This is a genomic window from Pseudomonas sp. AGC41, from assembly GCF_057334555.1.
Genome location: NZ_JBHFJB010000137.1, coordinates 1 through 17,014 on the forward strand (window position 1 = coordinate 1; position 17,014 = coordinate 17,014).

The window sequence follows — 17,014 nt, forward strand, 5'->3', positions numbered from 1 at the left end:
GATGCTGAATGTGCCGAACCCTTCGCGAGCAGGCTCGCTCCCACAGGGTCTTTCGAACCCTCCGGCAAGTCGATACCTTCCTAGGTTTCGGCAACGCCAGCTTCCAGCTCCAATTCATCCCGGCGATGATCAGCCTGGCGCCCCAGCAACCATCCAAGACCGGCCCACAGCAACGCACACCCTGCGCCGATCAACGCGACCAGGCCGGCGCCCTGCCCCAGCATGTCGAGCGCCGTCTTGATCCAACCGCTGACCGCATCACCGCCGCGATAGACCACTGTGTCGATAAAGTTCTTGGCTTTGTATTTACTCTCGGCGTCCAGCGAGGTGAACAGCATTTCCCGGCCTGGCCTCACGAACGCGTACTCGCCGATCCGCCGCACAATCATCAAGGTCGCGAGTACCGCAAAACCCGGTGCCAGTGCCAGGCCGACAAAACCGATGCACATGCACAGCGGGACGATCGCCAATAACGCCCCGATCCCGAGCTTTGGGGCGATACGTCCGGTGATGAATAGTTGGGACAGCAACGCGCCCGCCTGCACGACGAAGTCGATAGTGCCGAAGACCCGTACCTGGGCCTGGCGATCCGGAAACAGCTCGGCCACCAGACGTGCCTGCTCGAAGTACAGAAAGGTGGTGACCGTTGCCAGCAGCACCACAAAACCGGCGATCCCCAGCAGGTACGGCGAACGGAGCACAGCCGTCATGCCGCTGAACGGATTGCCAGTCAGTGGCCGCTGCGGGCTTTGCGTGGGCGCCGCGCCGGGACGCCCGGCCCCGCCGGTTTCACGCCAACGCATCAAGGTTCGTTTCAGTACCAGCGTGGTCCCCAGCAACACGGCTGCCACGAACATCAACCCCGAGGCCCCGAGGCTGTCGATCAACAGCGCACTCAAGGCCGGCCCGAGCAGGCCGCCGGTGCTGGCGCCCGCCGCGATGAAGGCAAACAGGCGCTTGGCCTGCTCGCTGTCGAATACATCGGCCATCAGGCTCCAGGCCACAGAGACGACGAACAGGTTGTAGACCGAAATCCATACGTAAAAAGTACGCGCCAGCCAGACGTTGTCCGAATCGAACTGGAACAGCTCGACGAACATCAGTAAGTTCAAGACGAAGAAGCCATACACCCAATCGACGAGGCGCAGGCGCGGCACTCGCGCGCTGAGCCAGGCGAACAACGGCACGGCCACCAGCATGACGAGAAAGGTCGCGGTAAACAGCCATTGCAGATTCTCCACGCCCGCGGCGATCCCCATCGACTCTCGGATCGGACGCAACATGAAGTAGCCGGTGAACAGGCAGAGGAACAACAGGAACCCGCACAGTGCCGGACGCAGTTCATCGTCACGGGCATTGAGGGCCAGGCTCAGCCGATGCAAATAGGAAGGGGTACTCATGAAAACTCCTGGGAGACGGCAACAAGCCGGAGGTCGAGCGCGGGGACGAGTGCCCGCGCCCAGGCGGCATCAACGATAGGTCACGCCGGTCAATTGCTCGGAGATGGCCCAGAGCCGTTCGGCATCCGCCTGCGAGTTCGCCGCTGGCGGCGTCTTGGCGAAGCCCAACGGGCCGCGCCTTTCGTCGTCACCGGTCGGGCCGTAATAAGCACCGCCCACGGCCTGCACAGCGGTGGCGGCGTACAGCGTCGGCAAGGCGCCTTGCGCCGCCGAGTGGTAAACGTCGCGATCCTTTGCCCAGCGCTGGCCGAACTCGCTTTCGAGGCCGGGTCCGCGCGCGACCAACTCGGTGACCGCTACCCCGGGGTGCGCAGCCATGCTGCGAATACCCCAGTTTTCGGCATCACTGCGCCGCTGCAAGGCAAATGCCCAGTGCAGCACCGCCAGTTTCGATTGCGCATAGGCTGCGTACGGGTCGTACTTGCGCTCGAACTGCAGGTCATCGAAATTCATCGCCCCGCGCGTCGCCGCAATACTTGAAAGGCTCACCACGCGGGCGTCCTGGCTCTGGCGCAAGAGCGGCACCAGCAGCCCGGTCAGCGCGAAGTGCCCCAGGTAATTGGTCGCCAGTTGCAGTTCGAAACCGTCGGCGGATGTACCACGTTCCGGCGGCGCCATGATGGCGGCGTTGTTGATCAACACATCGAGGCGCGGCAGCTTGCTTTGAAGCCGCTGGGCCAGGGCGCTGACCGAGGAGAGATTGGCCAGGTCCACGGCCTCGAATTGCACCTTGGCATCGGGCACCGACTGGCGGATGCGGGCGATGGCCTCAGCGCCGCGCTCCGGGTTGCGGGCAGCGATAATGACGTCGGCACCGGCACGCGCCAAGGCCAACGCATCTTCATAACCCATGCCGCTGGTGCCGCCGGTGATCAGGACAATCCGGCCTTTCTGCGACGGCATGTCACTGGTGGACCAGTCGGGTTTGGGTGCAACGCGAGCCGATGCTTCGACGCTCATGACGCTGAACAGCGCTACGCCCGCAGCGAGCGTCCGGGCCAGCGTGATGATCCGGTCCAGGTTGGGCGAAAGTCCGATTGCGGGGATTGTTGTTCTATTCCACATGATTGGCTTCTCTGTTGGGATGATAAAGGGGTATGGCCGGTATTCACTGGATGGAGCACGCATCGGCCAGCTGCAGGAAGCTGACGTGCCGGAGCTCACCCTGAGTGTCGACATAGGTCATCTTGGCCCGCACGACCTCGCACATCGGCGGGCTTGGCGCCTCGATGCGAATGGCCTGGGCCACGTCCAGCGGCATGCCGTACTCGTAAGCCGGAGGATTGGTTTGCTCCTTGGCATACAGCGGCGCTCCGCCCACCGCGATGACGGCCAACAGACTGGCGATGGACAGGTTCTGAATGTTCATAGTGGTCTCCACAAATGCCCTTACCGGGATAGTGGTTGCACTTTATGAGGGGGACACTGACGTCAAGGTGACTGGCGACTGACAGGAACATGTCAAACGCCGGTGCGGGGAAAAACGCGGTGGCTCAGCCGAAGGGATATTGATGTGCCGGCCTCTTCGCGAGCAGGCTCGCTCCCACAAAAAAAAATCGCTGGTTTACCTAGGATCTTGCGGCTGCTGGAAATCCACTGTGGGAGCGAGCCTGCTCGCGAAAGCGCCGTCTTGGCCGACGGCGATGTTCAAGCTTCACAAGCCAGCGCCTAACGCACTGCCTGGCTCGTCAGGGAAAAGCCGAAGGTGTTGAGTCCGTCCTTGCTGTGGGCGAACACCCGCCCACCGTGCATCGACGCCACCGCCCGCACGATGGAGAGCCCCAGGCCATGGTGCGCGTCGCTTCTGGCCCTGGCGACGTCGGCTCGATAGAAGCGCTCGAACAAATGCTCCAGATGCACACTTTCGATCGGTTCGCCGGTGTTGGAAACGCTCACCCTGGCCTGCATGCCATGGTCTTCCAGGCTCACCGTGATAGTGCTCGCAGGCACCGCGTAGCGCGCCGCGTTCTGCAGCAGATTGGCCAGGGAACGGTGGAACAGGCGCCGATCGATGCACACGCGCATGTCGCCCTGGATCACCACGCTCAATTGTTTGTCGTGCAGGACCGGCTCGAGGTATTCCACGGTCTTCGACGCTTCCTCGTAAAGCGAGACATCGCTCAGCTCGGTTGCCCGCTGGCCGCTTTCGGCGCCCGCCAGGAACAGCATGTCGTTGACGATGGTGCCCATCCGTTCCAGTTCTTCGAGATTGGACTGCAACAGGTCCTGAAGCTCGTTCACATCCCGCCCATGGGCCAACGCGACCTGGGTCTGCCCGATGAGGTTGGTCAGCGGCGTTCGCAACTCATGGGCCACATTGGCGTTGAACCCTTCGAGCTGGCACCAGGCGGCTTCCTGGCGCGCCAGGGCGCCGTTGAACGACACCGCCAGCTCCTGCAATTCGCCAGGCAGCGCCTGGGTGTCGAGTCGTTGCTTCGAATCCCCCGGCGGCAGGCTGTTGGCCTGCCGGCTCAAGCGCCGGACCGGACCCAGGCCAAAACGCGCGATCCAGTAACCGAGCAACGCCACCAGCACGACCCCCAGCGCCGAGGTCAGGATCAATATCCGAGTGAAGTCATCCAGGGTCTTCATGAACGGCGTCGAATCCAATCCGACGATAAAACGCAATTCCGGACGGCTGCCCATGGCCGCAATGGTCTCGACCATCAGCACCATGGGGCGGTCCCGGTCGGGCAGATCGAGGGTGGCGAAACCATCCGGGCGCTTCGACCAATCCAGCCCGTCCGGCATCGGCCCGCCATAACTGTAGGCCGGGTCGTCGACCACCACCCAATAACGCACGCGCTCATCCGCGGGCGTCAGGCCATCGAGCTTTTGTCGCAAGCCGACCCAGAACGCCGGCGAATCGTATTTGGCGAGCACCGGATCGAGCACCGAATGGCGCAGGATCAGCTCGTTCTGCATCTGCTCGTCGAGTGATTGCTTCAACGAACAGCGCAACAGCGTCGCGCTGACCGCGGTGATCAGCATGACCGCCAGCGCGAACATCAGCGCCAGTCGCTTGGCTATCGATCCTTTCATCACAGCGTACCCGCTTGCCTGTCATTGAGCTCACGGCTCTCCAGCACATAACCCATGCCGCGCACGGTATGCAGCAATTTGCGCGGATACGGCGCATCGACCTTGGCCCGCACCCGCTTGATCGCGACCTCGACCACGTTGGCGTCGCTGTCGAAATTCATGTCCCAGACCTGCTCGGCAATCATCAACTTGGAGAGGATTTCACCCTGGTGTCGCGCCAGCAGGCTCAACAGACAGAACTCCTTGGCCGTCAGGTCCAGGCGCAGCCCGGCCCGGGTCACCTTGCGCGCCTGCAAATCGACCTCCAGGTCATCGATGCGCAAATGCGTCGGGTCGGCGGTGTCATCGGCACGCCGCCGGATCAATGCCTGGACCCGCGCAACAAGCTCGGCGAAGGAAAACGGTTTGCCCAGGTAGTCGTCAGCACCCTCGCGCAGCCCCCGGACCCGATCATCCACCGTGCCCCTGGCCGACAACATGATCACCGGCGTCTTCTTGTGCAGGCGCAAGCCCTGCAACACGCCGTAGCCGTCCTTGCCCGGCAGCATCACATCCAGGATCACCACGTCGTAATCCATTTCCAACGCGTAATGCAGGCCGTCGATACCATTGGTCGCGACATCGACAATGTAGCCAAGCTCGCTCAAGCCACGATGGACATAGGAAGACGTTTTTTCTTCGTCCTCGACGATGAGCAACCGCATCGGATATTTCCTCCAGCAAAGGGGTGCGCTGTACAGGCGCTCAGGGTGCTTCAAGCGGTCCAGGCAGACGGGTACAGCGTCCAGCAGAGTATCGGTCCGAAGGTGTCCGCAGGCTGACCGCTTCCTGACATTCCTGTCAGAATTGGCGCGGCCGTGCCGGCAGTCCGACTTATGGCCGTCCCTCGAAATTGACCATCCAGGCGACCCCGAAACGGTCTTCGAACATCGCAAAGCGCTCCGCCCAGAAGGTCTTGCCCAGGGGCATCTGCACGCTGCCGCCGGCACTCAGGCCATTGAACAGCCGCTCGGCCTCCTCCGCGCTGTCGACATTCAGAGACACCGACACGCCTTGCGGCTTGCTGAACGGCTGGCCGGGCGGGCAGTCGGAAGCCATCAGGCTGAAGCCGCCCACGGTCAGGCAGGTGTGCATGATCAGATTGGGGTCCTTGGGCATGCCGACGTCCTCGGGCGCGTCGGCAAAGGACATGGAAAACAGCTCGCCGCCCAGCACGTCCCGGTACAACGCGAAGGCTTCCTTGCAATTGCCATTGAAGGTCAGGTACGGAATGATTTTCATGCTCTGCTCTCCTGTTTCATGAATCCCATGCTCATATCTCCTCAGAATAGATGGAACAAGCCGTCCGTGTGGCGGCTCTGCAGGTTAATCGAATGGTAATGAGGCAAATCGACAGCCCGAGGCGATTATTTTTCGATAACCTTCGCGCACCAATTCCAGGCAACTAAAGCATCCGCCGCGTAGACATGCGACGCTCAAGGTGCTGGGGCCTCGCACTCAATACACAAACCCCTGCCCCAGCTCACTTTCCATCCATTCCAGAAAACGCCGGACACGCGGGAAGCCGGAGTGTGCTTTTGGAAACACCAGGTGATGGGCGGCCACGGGCGCGCTAAGGGTCTCCGGTGCCACTTCGACCAGGCTGCCGGAGGCCAGATACTTTTTGGCCAGCAAGGTGCTTTCCAGGGCAAATCCCAGCCCATGGCTGGCGGCTTCCAGCGACATGTACGAGCGGTCGAAGCTCAATGCGTAAGGTTTTTCCGGGCGCGCCAGGCCGTGCTGGGCGAACCATTGCGGCCATTTAAGCAACGTCGCCTCGGAGAGCACCAGGTCGCAATCCAACAGATCGGACGCCCGGCGGATCGGATATTGTCCGAGCAACTTCGGCGAAGCGAGCACCGCGAAGGTTTCATTCTGTACCGTGCGGACTTCGTAACTGGGCCAGTTCGCGGTGCCGTGGCGGATATCCACGTCAATCTTGTCCCGGCTGAAATGCAGCGACTCGTAAGAGCACGACAGGTTGATCTGGATATCCGGATTGGCCGCGCGGAACGCTTCCAGCCGGGGCATCAACCACAACAATCCGAAGCTCGGCGCCGAGTGCAATCGCAGGCAATCGAGGCTCACGTCGCTGGCCGCACGCTCGGTGGCGACAGTTCGATCATTGGCGGGCTGGGCGAAGCGGTGGCGACGGTGCTGTTGCGCAATGGCGTCACGCCAACGTTCAGGCAGATAGCCTTGCCGGACGCTTTCCTTGATGCCGGAGCCCTGCCGACCTTGCATGATCGCTATGGTATTTCCACCCAGGCGGTTTGCGCGCAAGTCAAAGCCTGGCTGTAACCTGCAACGCGCGGGGCACCTGAGTGCCCCCCGCGCTCGACGCCAAGGGGAGCGTAACCTTGAAGCCTGACGGATTTCTCGACCCTGCATTCAATGGCCTGGTGGCTTCTGGTACGGAGCAATGGTCGCTGAGCACGCTGCCGGCCATCCGCGCCCGAGTACACTCGACCTTCAAGCCCGCGCACAGCGCGCGGTGCGAGACCTGCTGGATCACAGGTGCCGATACCGAACGCCTGCGCCTGTGTATCTACAAGCCGAAAGAAGCTCCACCAAACACGAACCTGCCGGCGATCCTGTCCATCCATGGCGGTGGCTTCGTACTCGGCAAGCCCGAGATGGCCGATGATTATCTGGCCGACCTGGCCGATGAACTGGGCGCGATGATTGTTGCCGTGGATTATCGACTGGCCCCCGAACACCCTTTCCCGATCCCCCTTGAAGACTGCTATAGCGCGCTGGGCTGGCTGTTTGAAAACCGCCACGAGCTGCGCCTGGATCCCCGGCGTGTGGTGGTGATGGGACATAGCGCCGGCGGCGGGCTCGCCGCGGCATTGGCCATCGCGGCTCGCGACCGGGCCCTGTACCCCCTTGCCGGCCAGGTGCTCATCTATCCCATGCTCGACCACCGCACCGGCTCAGTGAGCTCACCGTACCCGAGCCGGGACACGGGCACGTTCAGCTGGTTGCCGGCGCCCAATCAGTTCTGCTGGGAGTGCCTTCGCGGCAGCTACACCCTGGCCGATGAGCGTGTCGGTCTGTTTTCACCGGCCCTGCAAGCCGAGCTGCGCAACCTGCCGCCGACGTTCATCTCAGTCGGCTCACAAGACCTGTTCCTCGACGAGGATGTCGACTTCGCAATGAGGCTGGTGCGCGCGGGGGTTGCCGTGGAGCTTCACCTCTACCCTGGCGCGCCGCATATGTACGACCAGGTGCCTGGGCGAATCGCAGATCAGTCAGCCCTCGACATCGCCCGCGCGTTGCGTGGGTTTTTGAGGGTACGATGAAACCCTGCTGCACACGATTCGTGAAGAAAGCTTTCACACGCCGTACCTTCGTACGACAGCGCGCTCGCCCTAGAATGGGAACAACAACCAACAGGAGTTTCGAGCGATGTTTGCCTCATTTGAATCGGGTCGGTGCCACGTCAACGGTATCACCGTCAACTACCGCAAAGGCGGCAGTGGCCAAGGCTTGCTACTGCTTCACGGCCATCCTCAGACTCACGTGATGTGGCACAAGATCGCCGAGCCGCTGGCGCAACATTTCACCGTGGTGGCGGCGGATCTTCGGGGCTACGGTGACAGCGAAAAACCGCCGAGCGACGCGCAGCACCTGGCCTACTCCAAACGGCAGATGGCGCTGGACGGGGTGGAGCTGATGCGCGAACTGGGGTTCATAAAGTTCGATGTGCTGGCTCACGACAGAGGCGCACGGGTCGCCTGTCGGATGTCGATGGATCATCCGGACGCAGTAAAACGCTTGATCATCCTGGACATTGCTCCGACGCTGGCGATGTACGAGCAGACCAATGAAACCTTCGCCCGCGCCTATTGGCACTGGTTCTTCCTGATTCGCCCAGCGCCGTTTCCCGAAACGCTCATTGAAGCAGACCCGGCGCTGTACCTGCGCAGCGTCATGGGTGCTCGCAGCGCGGGCATGGCCCCTTTCACCGAAGCGGCGCTCGCCGAGTACTTACGATGCCTGAAACTTCCCGGTGCCGCCCATGGCGTGTGCGAAGACTACCGGGCCAGTGCCAGTATCGATCTGGAGCACGACAAGAGCGACCTGCAAGCTGGCAGGAAACTCTCCCTGCCGTTACTCGCCCTGTGGGGAGCTGACGGCGTTGTGGGCCGCTGCTTCGATCCGCTTGGCGAATGGCAAAAGGTGGCCAGCGACGTCCGGGGAAAAGCCTTGCCGTCGGGGCATTACATTGCAGAGGAAGCGCCAGAGCTCCTGATTGACGAGGTGCTCGGGTTCCTGCTCCCATCGGTGCCCGGCGCCAGGTGATTTCACGCGGCGAGAACGCCTGAGCATCAATGGCGAACATTCCAGAGGCTGAAAATCCGCGCTCCAGCGTCTATGGTAGATACTTGCAACGGCGACCACCGTCCAATAACAAGATCGCCGTGAAGGCCCTTCATGGGCCTCACGCCTGATGGAGCAATTCATGACCCTGCATGACACGCAGACGATCCCCGGCGAACTCGCGGCGTTCGTCAACGACCACTTCTCCGGGCGCGGCCTCAGGCCGGACGGGGTCATTGCGCAATCCTGGTACCGCAGCGTCGTGGAGCACCGGCTCGATCCTGGCGCGCCAAGCCGCAAGAATATCCTCAGCGCCGAGGCCATACGGCGTCATCAGGAACAGCACCAGCAATATCTTGCCATCGCCAGCCAGGGCGTCAGCGGCCTGGCCCAGCGCGTGGTGCCAGCCGGTTTTGCCGTACTGCTGAGCGACGAGCACGGCATTACCCTGGATTCCCGACTCCCCAGCCAGCACGACATTTACACCCGATCGGGGCTGGTAGTGGGCGCGCAGTGGGACGAGTCGGCGGTGGGCACCAACGGCATCGGTACTACCCTGGCGGCGGCGCAGCCGTTGATCATTCATCGTGAGGAGCACTTCCTTGCATCGAATTTCAGCCTGAGCTGCTCGGTGGCGCCGATCTTCGACGCCCAAGGCTTGTTACGCGGCTGCCTCAATGCGACCTGCATGAACAACGAGGGCCCTCGGGAAAGCCAGTACCTCACGCTGCAACTGGTGATCATGTACGCGCGGCTGATCGAGAACGCAGACTTTCGCCAGCGTTATCGCGACCGCTTGACCCTGTCCCTCAAACCCATCGACGAGATCGCCGACCTGGCCAACGAGCAACTGCTCGCGCTCGATGAAAGTGGTCGCGTCATCGGCGCCAACCGTGCCGCGTTTGTCGCCCTGGAGCTGGCAGAACAGCCGGCGCTGCTCGGCACGCTCATTGACAGCCTGCTCCCGGCCACAGTGGATGAACTGCTCCGGCTCACCAATGGCGGCGCCCAGGGCGTGCGCTTGCGCCGTCGTCAGGATGAAGCATTGCTGGACGTCGGCCTGCGTATCCCTTCCGAACGGCACCGCCCGCCGCCCGTCGCCCGCCCTGCCCCTGAGGCTCAACCGGATCTGCAGCAACTCGCCGGTCTCGACGCCCGGCTGCAACAGAACGTGCGACGCGTGCGCAAGGTGATCGACAAGGGCATCCCGATCCTGATTACCGGCGAGACCGGCACCGGCAAGGAAGCCTTCGCTCGCGCCATTCACCAGGCCAGCCAGCGTCGCGCCGGGCCTTTCGTGGCATTGAACTGCGCGGCGATTCCGGAAACCTTGATCGAGAGCGAGCTGTTCGGCTATCGCGCCGGCAGTTTCACCGGCGCCAACCGCAAAGGCATGAAAGGCAAACTGGAGCTGGCGAACGGCGGCACCCTGTTCCTTGATGAAATCGGCGATATGCCCGCCCATTTGCAGACGCGTTTGCTACGGGTGCTGGCGGAGCGTGAAATCTCGCCTCTGGGGGCCGAGGTGCCGGTGACCCTGGATGTCCAGGTGATCTCGGCCACACACCAGGACCTGCAGGCGATGATCGGCGACAAGCGCTTTCGCGAGGACCTGTTCTATCGCCTCGCCGGCATGAACCTGGCGCTGCCGGCCTTGCGCGAACGCAGTGACCGGGCCGAGCTGATCGACAAGTTGCTCGCCGCCCAGCCTGGCGCCCGTGGGTTACGGTTGAACGCCGATGCCCGCCAATGCCTGGTGGACTACCCGTGGCCCGGCAACATTCGCCAGTTGCTCAATAGCCTGCGTTACGCGGTGGCCCTGGCGGAAGACGGCGTGATCGACCTGGATTGCCTGCCCGGCGAATTGCTCGCACCGCAGACGCTGCGATTGCCTGGCAGCGCCCAACCGTTGACCAGCAATCTGGGAGAACAACTCGGGAGCGAGGAGGCCCGTCACCTGCTGAGCACCTTGCGCCGACAGCGCTGGAACATCAGCGCCGCCGCCACCGAACTCGGCGTTTCGCGCTCGACGCTGTACCGCAAGATGAAAAAGCACGGCGTCATCGCGCCCAACGATCAGCCCTGATGTTACTCGAAGGCTTTCGACAGCCCCGTGGCGAGGGAGCTTGCTCCCGCTCGGCTGCGAAGCAGTCGTAAACCAGCGGCTGCGGTGCATCTGATGCTCCGCGTTCGCCAGGTTTGGGGTTGCTTCGCAACCCAGCGGGAGCAAGCTCCCTCGCCACAGGATCGGCGGTTTCCCTTGGACAGCATCAGGCGGGGAGCCGGCACTTCCAGGCGCAGGTCATGGATCAGATTTGAATGTAAACCACGTGGGTATGGGTGTATTCGTACAAGCCATGCTTGCCATCCGCGCCGCCGATACCGGATTTGCGCGCCCCCGCATGAAAGCCCTGCATCGCTTCGAAATTCTCCCGGTTGATGTAGGTTTCGCCGAAATCCAGTTCATGGCTGGCGCGCATCGCCGAACTCAGGCTGCGGGTATAGATCGATGAGGTGAGGCCGTATTCGCTGGCGTTGGCCAGGGCGATGGCTTCGTCCAGGTCATCGACAATCTGGATCGGCAATACCGGGCCGAAAATCTCCTCGCGCATGATCGCCATCTCACTGCCACACCCGGCCAGCACCGTCGGCTGATAATGAAAGCCCTGGCCCTTGTCGGCCACCGCGCCGCCGGTGACCACTTCGGCCCCCTGCCCCGTGGCGGTCCGGACCATTTGCGCAACCTTGTCCAGCGCCGCCTGGTTGATCAGCGGGCCCATGTCCAGATTGTCTTCGGCCAGCGGGTCGCCGTAGCGGGTCGCGGCCATCGACGCGGCGATCTGCTCGATGAATTGATCCGCAACCTTGCGTTCGACGTACACCCGCTCTGCGCAGTTGCAGACTTGCCCGCTGTTGATCACCCGCGACGCGGTGACCGCCTTGACCGCCAGCACCAGGTCGGCGTCCGCCAGCACGATCGCCGGGGCCTTGCCGCCGAGCTCCAGGTTCAGCTTGGTGATGTTCGGTGCCGCCGCAGCCATGATTCGCGAGCCGGTGCCGACGCTGCCGGTGAAGCTGATCAGGTCGACGCCGGCATGGCAGGTCAGGTCATGTCCTACCGTTGCGCCGGTGCCGCTGATCACGTTGAACACGCCTGCTGGCAGGTCGGTCTCGGCCACCAGGCGGGCGAACTCGAAGCAGTTGATCGGGGTTTCTTCGCTGGGCTTGATCACGATGGTATTGCCGGTCACCAGCGCCGGCGCCATCTTGCGTGCGATCAGGAAGAACGGGAAGTTCCACGGCAGGATGCCGGCCACCACACCCAGGGGTTTGCGCAGCAGGAAGATGCTTTCGCCGGCGCGATCGCTGGTCAGCACCTCGCCTTCAAGGCGCCGCGCCCATTCGGCCATGTAATCCAGATAGTCGGCGGTGAAGTTGACCTCGACCCGCGCCAGCCCCAGCACCTTGCCTTGTTCGGCGGTGATGATATGGGCGAGGCGCTCGGCGTTGTCGCGCACTTTGCTGGCGATCTTGCGCAGGTAACCGGCGCGTTCGATGGCCGGGCGGGCCGCCCAGGTTTTCTGCGCCTTGCGCGCAGCGGCAATGGCTGCCTCAACCTGTTCGCCGCTGGCTTGCGGCACCCGCGCCAGCAACCGCCCGTTGGCCGGGTTATGCACGTCAATGCTTGGGTCGCTGGGAACAAAGGCGTTGGCGATGAAGTTCTGGTAATCGATGATCTCGGTCATGGGTCTGCTCTCGCGGTCAGTGTCGAAAGCGATGCAGAGGCGCACCAGCCCCTGCGTCGCGGGCGTTCATTTGGCGCTGAAGGTTTTCCAGACGCCGCCTTCCTGCTGCAGGTCGTGGGCACGCTTGATCAGGTATTGATGAATCTGCTCCACCTGTTCCGGCGTGAAGGCATCGGCAAAGGACGGCATGCCGTCAGGTACTCGGCCGCCATAAAGAATGCCGAGGAACATCTGGTGTTTTTCGCTGGTCAGCTTGCGCAGGTCCGGCAGCACGCCACCGCTGACGGCATGGATGCCGTGGCACTGCGAGCAGTAGCCGTCATAGAGCTTGCCGCCGGCGTCCACCGCCGCCATGTCAGCGGTCAGTGGCGGCGGTTTCGGCGTGTCGGCAAGCGGCGCCGGCTCGTTGAGTTTCGCGGTGCCGCCCAGTTTGTAGGTCAGCACCTGGGAGAACGGCCGTACCCCGGCGCGCAGGGACAAAGCCCCGGCGAACGTCGAGAAGGCCCCGCCCCAGCCAGCCATGAAGGTGACATATTGCTCACCGTCGACGCTGTAGGTAATCGGCGCGGCCATGACGCCACTGGCCGCCGGCTGCTCCCAGAGCTTCTTGCCGGTGTCGGCGGCGTAGGCGATTACCCGGCCGTCGGCGCTGCCCTCGAACACCAGGTTGCCAGCGGTGCTCAAGGTGCCGCCGTTGAAGATCGTCACATAAGGCACTTCCCAGGCCGGCTGCTGCTTGACCGGGTCCCACGCAATCAGTTTGCCCGACCAGCCCTTGGCCATTTCCAGCAGCCCGTCGGCATCCTCCGGCATCATCCCGGTGCGCAGGCCCAACTGGTACATGCTCTTGAACGGGTTGCGCTTCGGCGCCTCGGGAATGTGCTCGTAGTAGGCCGACATAATGTGCGCCGGGATATACACCAGGCCCGTGTTCGGGTTGTAGGACATTGGTTGCCAGTCGTGGGCGCCCCAGAATGCCGGCGTGACCAGTTTGCGCTTGCCATCCTTCCAGTACGCAGCGTTCTCGTCGTCGACGATCGGCCGGCCAGTCTGCATGTCCATGCCCTTGGTCCAGCTTTGCGGCACGATGCCCTTGGCCGACAGCAGCTCACCCGTGGCGCGGTCGATCACGTAGAAAAAACCGTTCTTCGGCGCCTGCATCAGGACCTTGCGCGGCTTTCCACTGATCGGCAGTTCCGCCAGGATCATGTGCTGGGTGGCGGTGTAGTCCCAGGCGTCTCCTGGCGTGGTCTGGTAGTGCCAGGCGTACTCGCCGGTGTCGGCATTGACCGCGACGATGGATGACAGGAACAGGTTGTCACCCTTGGCCTGGCTACGCCATTTCGGATCCCACAGCGAACCATTTCCCACGCCGATGTACAGCAGGTTCAAGTCCGGGTCGAAAGCGAAAGAGTCCCAGGCCGTACCACCACCGCCCTGGGCCACGTAGGCATCGCCGTGCCAGGTCTTGGCGGCGATGGCCATGGCCTTGTCTTCGGGCGGCAGCTTGGGGTCACCCGGTACGGTGAAGAAGCGCCAGGCCTGCTTGCCGGTTTCGGCGTCATAGGCGGTGACATAACCGCGTACGCCGAATTCGGCGCCGCCGTTGCCGATCACCACTTTGCCGTTGACCACCCGCGGGGCCCCGGTGATGGTGTAGCTGCGCGAGTGATCGGCGCGGGTGTCCACCGACCAGGCGCGCTGGCCGGTCTTCGCATCAATCGCCTCCAGGCGGCCATCAAGCACGCCCACGTAGACCTTGCCCTTCCATACCGCGACACCGCGGTTGACCGCATCGCAACAGGCCTCGCCCGCGCGGTTGCGATCGGACTTGGGGTCGTACTTCCAGATCAGCTTGCCGTCGCGCGCATCCAGGGCGTAGACCACGGAAAACGGACCGGTGGTGTACATCACGCCATCAACGACGATCGGCGTGGCCTCGACACCGCGATCCAGATCGAGCTTGTAGCTCCACGCGAGCCCCAGCTGGCCAACGTTCTGGTCGCTGATGTTCTTCAGGGGGCTGTAGCGCTGCTCGTCGTAGGTACGGCCGGTGCTCATCCAATTACCGGGTTCCTGATCGGCGCCGATGATGCGTTTGCCGTCGACGTTCGCCGGCATATCCTGCGCCCAGCCTGGGGCAGCATTGAGGGTAAGTGCCAGCACGATAAACAAGGTCTTGAGGGGAACGCGCAGGGACGCGTTCGCAGAAGCAGTAGGCACGGCGAGGCCGATCTGTGTCATGGGAGACTCCTGGTTCTTATTAGTAGCGAAGCCATTGCGCTGCGCATCAGGAGAGGAGCAACCCTCATGCCACCGTTGTAGATATTGCTGCAGGCCCCGTGGTACGGGGCTTTTATAGCGGCTCAGCGGTTGCGTCGGCTTGCGACAGTTGTCGCATTGACCGCGACAACTGTGCCGGACTTGACTGGCCCGGAGCGCAACAACCGGTCAAAAACTGGTCGAAGGGCGCGGACCTGCTATCTTGAAATACAAACCTGTGTAGTTGCGATTCCATATGTATTCAGGTTTGTGCAGGGAATAATGAATTGAAAGCAATGGATCTGCGCGCTATCGATGGGTCGGCGAAATCATCTTTATGCGGCGAGTGCGATGTCATCGTTGTCAATTACAACGCCGGTGAGCTTTTGCTGGCGTGTGTAGCATCGGCGTTTGCCGCCGGCGCTGCCAAAGTGATCGTAGTGGACAACAATTCTCAGGATGACAGCCTGGTGCGGCTGGAGCGTACCCACGTCGGCGGCGACTCGCTTGAAATCGTCCGCAATGCCACCAACCTCGGCTTCGCGGTGGCGTGTAATCAGGGTGCCCGCCTGTCAGCGGCCGCTAATCTATTTTTCTTGAATCCCGACGCGGTTTTGGCAGCCAACGCCATGGACCGCTTGCTCCTGGCGCTGCGCAGCGCGCCGGAAGTTGGCATGGTCGGAGGGTTGCTGTGCAATCCGGATGGCAGCGAGCAAGCCGGTGGACGCCGGGTGTTCCCGACGCCCAGGCGCGCTTTCATGCGGGCTTTCGGACTTTCACGGCTGTCGATGTTTTTCCCATCGATCCTGTCTGATTTTTTACTGCACAAGGATCCGCTACCCAGCGCGCCCGTAGCCGTTGAAGCCATCTCAGGGGCCTGCATGCTGGTCAAGCGCGAAGCGATCGAGAGCGTAGGAATGTGGGACGAAGATTATTTCCTGCATTGCGAGGACCTGGACTGGTGCATGCGCTTCCATCAGGCCGGCTGGCGTGTTTTGTTTGTACCGGATGCGCAGGTGACGCATGTCTTTGGAGGCTGCAGTCGCCATCGACCGTATTTTGTCGAATGGCACAAACACTTGGGATTCCTGCGTTTCTATCGCAAGTTTTTCCGCCGCAAATACCCCGCCATCCTATGGATCAGCGTGGTGATCGGGGTCTGGTTTCGATTCAGCCTGGTGGTCCTTCGCCACGCGACGACCCGGTTTAAAAATGCATGGAACCCATGAGATTGCGGGTAGGCATACTGGGCGCTTCCAGTTTCCTGGGCCAGCGCGCCCTGTCATTGCTGGTACAGCACGGTCACTCGACAAGCGCCTTCACTCGAAGCCTGTCCAAGGTTTGCGCCTGCCCAGGAGTGGCTTGGCGAGAGGCTGACGACTGGAAGGGACTGACGCTGGACACCTTGCTGTCCTTCGCTCCCATCTGGGTGTTGTGCGACTATCTGGAGCGCCTTGCCAGCACCCACGTCAAACGCGTTGTCGTCCTGTCTTCCACCAGCCGTTTTGCCAAGCACGCGTCGCCTGACTCTCGGGAAAGGGACGTGGCGCAACGCTTGATACGTGCGGAAGAACGACTTGAGCAGTGGGCGGCCGAACGGCAGATCGAATGGGTGATCATGCGACCGACCCTGATCTATGGCTTTGGTGGCGACAAGAATATTTCGGAAATCGCTCGTTTCATCCAGCGCTTTGGATTTTTCCCACTGATCGGTGGCGGCACCGGGTTGCGCCAGCCAGTGCATGGCGATGACGTGATCCAGGCATGCCTGTCGGCCATGAACAAGCCTGAGTTGCCTAGTGGAGGCTACAACCTGTCGGGGGGAGAAATCTTGCCGTATCACACCATGGTGCGGCGCGTCTTCCAGGCCATGGCACGCCCAGTTCGAACAGTGCCCCTCCCAGCCAAGGCATTGGGTTGGGGCGTTTCGATCATGCGCTGCCTGCCACGCTACCGGCACCTTTCCAGCGCGCTGGTGGCGCGGATGAACCAGGACCTGGTGTTCGACCACTCCCAGGCCAGTCAACGGTTTGGCTTTGCCCCGAGGACGTTTCAGCTGACGGATGAGGATTTGCCTGGGCGCTGAAATGGTCTAGGCGAAAGGTGGGATGATTTGTGTCTGCCTGCCGAAGTCCAATG

At 62.3% G+C, this 17,014-nt stretch carries 13 protein-coding genes and 2 pseudogenes; 6 read left to right on the plus strand and 9 right to left on the minus strand.

Features of this window, described 5'->3' with window-relative positions:
• Nucleotides 1-80: 80 nt before the first annotated feature.
• The 7 genes and pseudogenes from ACE04F_RS22675 to ACE04F_RS22705 all read right to left on the minus strand — a co-directional run.
• Nucleotides 81-1,400: an NTP/NDP exchange transporter gene (locus tag ACE04F_RS22675; RefSeq protein ID WP_486110006.1), complete on the minus strand. Its 1,320-nt coding sequence runs from the start codon at nt 1,398-1,400 to the stop codon at nt 81-83.
• A gap of 69 nt (nt 1,401-1,469) precedes the next feature.
• Nucleotides 1,470-2,525, minus strand: coding sequence for an SDR family oxidoreductase (locus ACE04F_RS22680; RefSeq protein ID WP_486110007.1), 1,056 nt, complete (start codon nt 2,523-2,525; stop codon nt 1,470-1,472).
• Between the two features lie 43 nt (nt 2,526-2,568).
• Complete coding sequence (locus tag ACE04F_RS22685; RefSeq protein ID WP_486110008.1) at nt 2,569-2,829, minus strand: DUF2790 domain-containing protein; 261 nt, start codon at nt 2,827-2,829, stop codon at nt 2,569-2,571.
• Nucleotides 2,830-3,128: 299 nt separating this feature from the next.
• Nucleotides 3,129-4,502: a heavy metal sensor histidine kinase gene (locus ACE04F_RS22690; RefSeq protein ID WP_486110009.1), complete on the minus strand. Its 1,374-nt coding sequence runs from the start codon at nt 4,500-4,502 to the stop codon at nt 3,129-3,131.
• A complete protein-coding gene (locus tag ACE04F_RS22695) occupies nt 4,502-5,206 on the minus strand; it encodes a heavy metal response regulator transcription factor (protein WP_486110010.1) in 705 nt (234 codons plus the stop codon). The genes ACE04F_RS22690 and ACE04F_RS22695 overlap by 1 nt, the downstream gene beginning before the upstream one ends.
• Nucleotides 5,207-5,375: 169 nt before the next feature.
• On the minus strand, nt 5,376-5,783 hold the full coding sequence (locus ACE04F_RS22700) for a VOC family protein (protein WP_486110011.1): 408 nt from the start codon (nt 5,781-5,783) through the stop codon (nt 5,376-5,378).
• A 216-nt stretch (nt 5,784-5,999) separates the two neighbouring features.
• Nucleotides 6,000-6,656: pseudogene (locus tag ACE04F_RS22705) on the minus strand (LysR substrate-binding domain-containing protein); the annotation flags it as partial.
• Here ACE04F_RS22705 and ACE04F_RS22710 point away from each other — a divergent pair.
• The 4 genes and pseudogenes from ACE04F_RS22710 to ACE04F_RS22725 form a co-directional block, all read left to right on the plus strand.
• Nucleotides 6,657-6,842 (plus strand): annotated as a pseudogene (locus ACE04F_RS22710) (transketolase family protein); the annotation flags it as partial.
• Nucleotides 6,843-6,901: 59 nt separating this feature from the next.
• On the plus strand, nt 6,902-7,846 hold the full coding sequence (locus ACE04F_RS22715) for an alpha/beta hydrolase (RefSeq protein WP_486110012.1): 945 nt from the start codon (nt 6,902-6,904) through the stop codon (nt 7,844-7,846).
• 106 nt (nt 7,847-7,952) lie between these two features.
• The gene (locus tag ACE04F_RS22720) at nt 7,953-8,849 is read left to right on the plus strand and encodes an alpha/beta fold hydrolase (RefSeq protein ID WP_486110013.1); all 897 of its coding nucleotides are present in this window, start codon (nt 7,953-7,955) and stop codon (nt 8,847-8,849) included.
• Nucleotides 8,850-9,009: 160 nt separating this feature from the next.
• Nucleotides 9,010-10,953, plus strand: coding sequence for a sigma-54-dependent Fis family transcriptional regulator (locus ACE04F_RS22725; RefSeq protein ID WP_486110014.1), 1,944 nt, complete (start codon nt 9,010-9,012; stop codon nt 10,951-10,953).
• Nucleotides 10,954-11,176: 223 nt separating this feature from the next.
• On the opposite strand, the gene aldA is transcribed toward ACE04F_RS22725, so the two are convergent.
• Together aldA and ACE04F_RS22735 are read right to left on the minus strand one after the other, a co-directional pair.
• Entirely contained in the window at nt 11,177-12,613 is a 1,437-nt protein-coding gene (aldA, locus tag ACE04F_RS22730) for an aldehyde dehydrogenase (RefSeq protein ID WP_486110015.1), read from the minus strand.
• Between the two features lie 66 nt (nt 12,614-12,679).
• Complete coding sequence (locus ACE04F_RS22735; protein ID WP_486110016.1) at nt 12,680-14,857, minus strand: PQQ-dependent dehydrogenase, methanol/ethanol family; 2,178 nt, start codon at nt 14,855-14,857, stop codon at nt 12,680-12,682.
• 314 nt (nt 14,858-15,171) lie between these two features.
• Here ACE04F_RS22735 and ACE04F_RS22740 point away from each other — a divergent pair, with 314 nt between their 5' ends.
• Nucleotides 15,172-16,104, plus strand: coding sequence for a glycosyltransferase family 2 protein (locus tag ACE04F_RS22740; RefSeq protein WP_486110017.1), 933 nt, complete (start codon nt 15,172-15,174; stop codon nt 16,102-16,104).
• Nucleotides 16,092-16,961 (plus strand): NAD-dependent epimerase/dehydratase family protein, encoded by an 870-nt coding sequence (locus ACE04F_RS22745; protein WP_486110018.1) that lies wholly within the window; start codon nt 16,092-16,094, stop codon nt 16,959-16,961. The genes ACE04F_RS22740 and ACE04F_RS22745 overlap by 13 nt, the downstream gene beginning before the upstream one ends.
• Nucleotides 16,962-17,014: the final 53 nt, after the last annotated feature.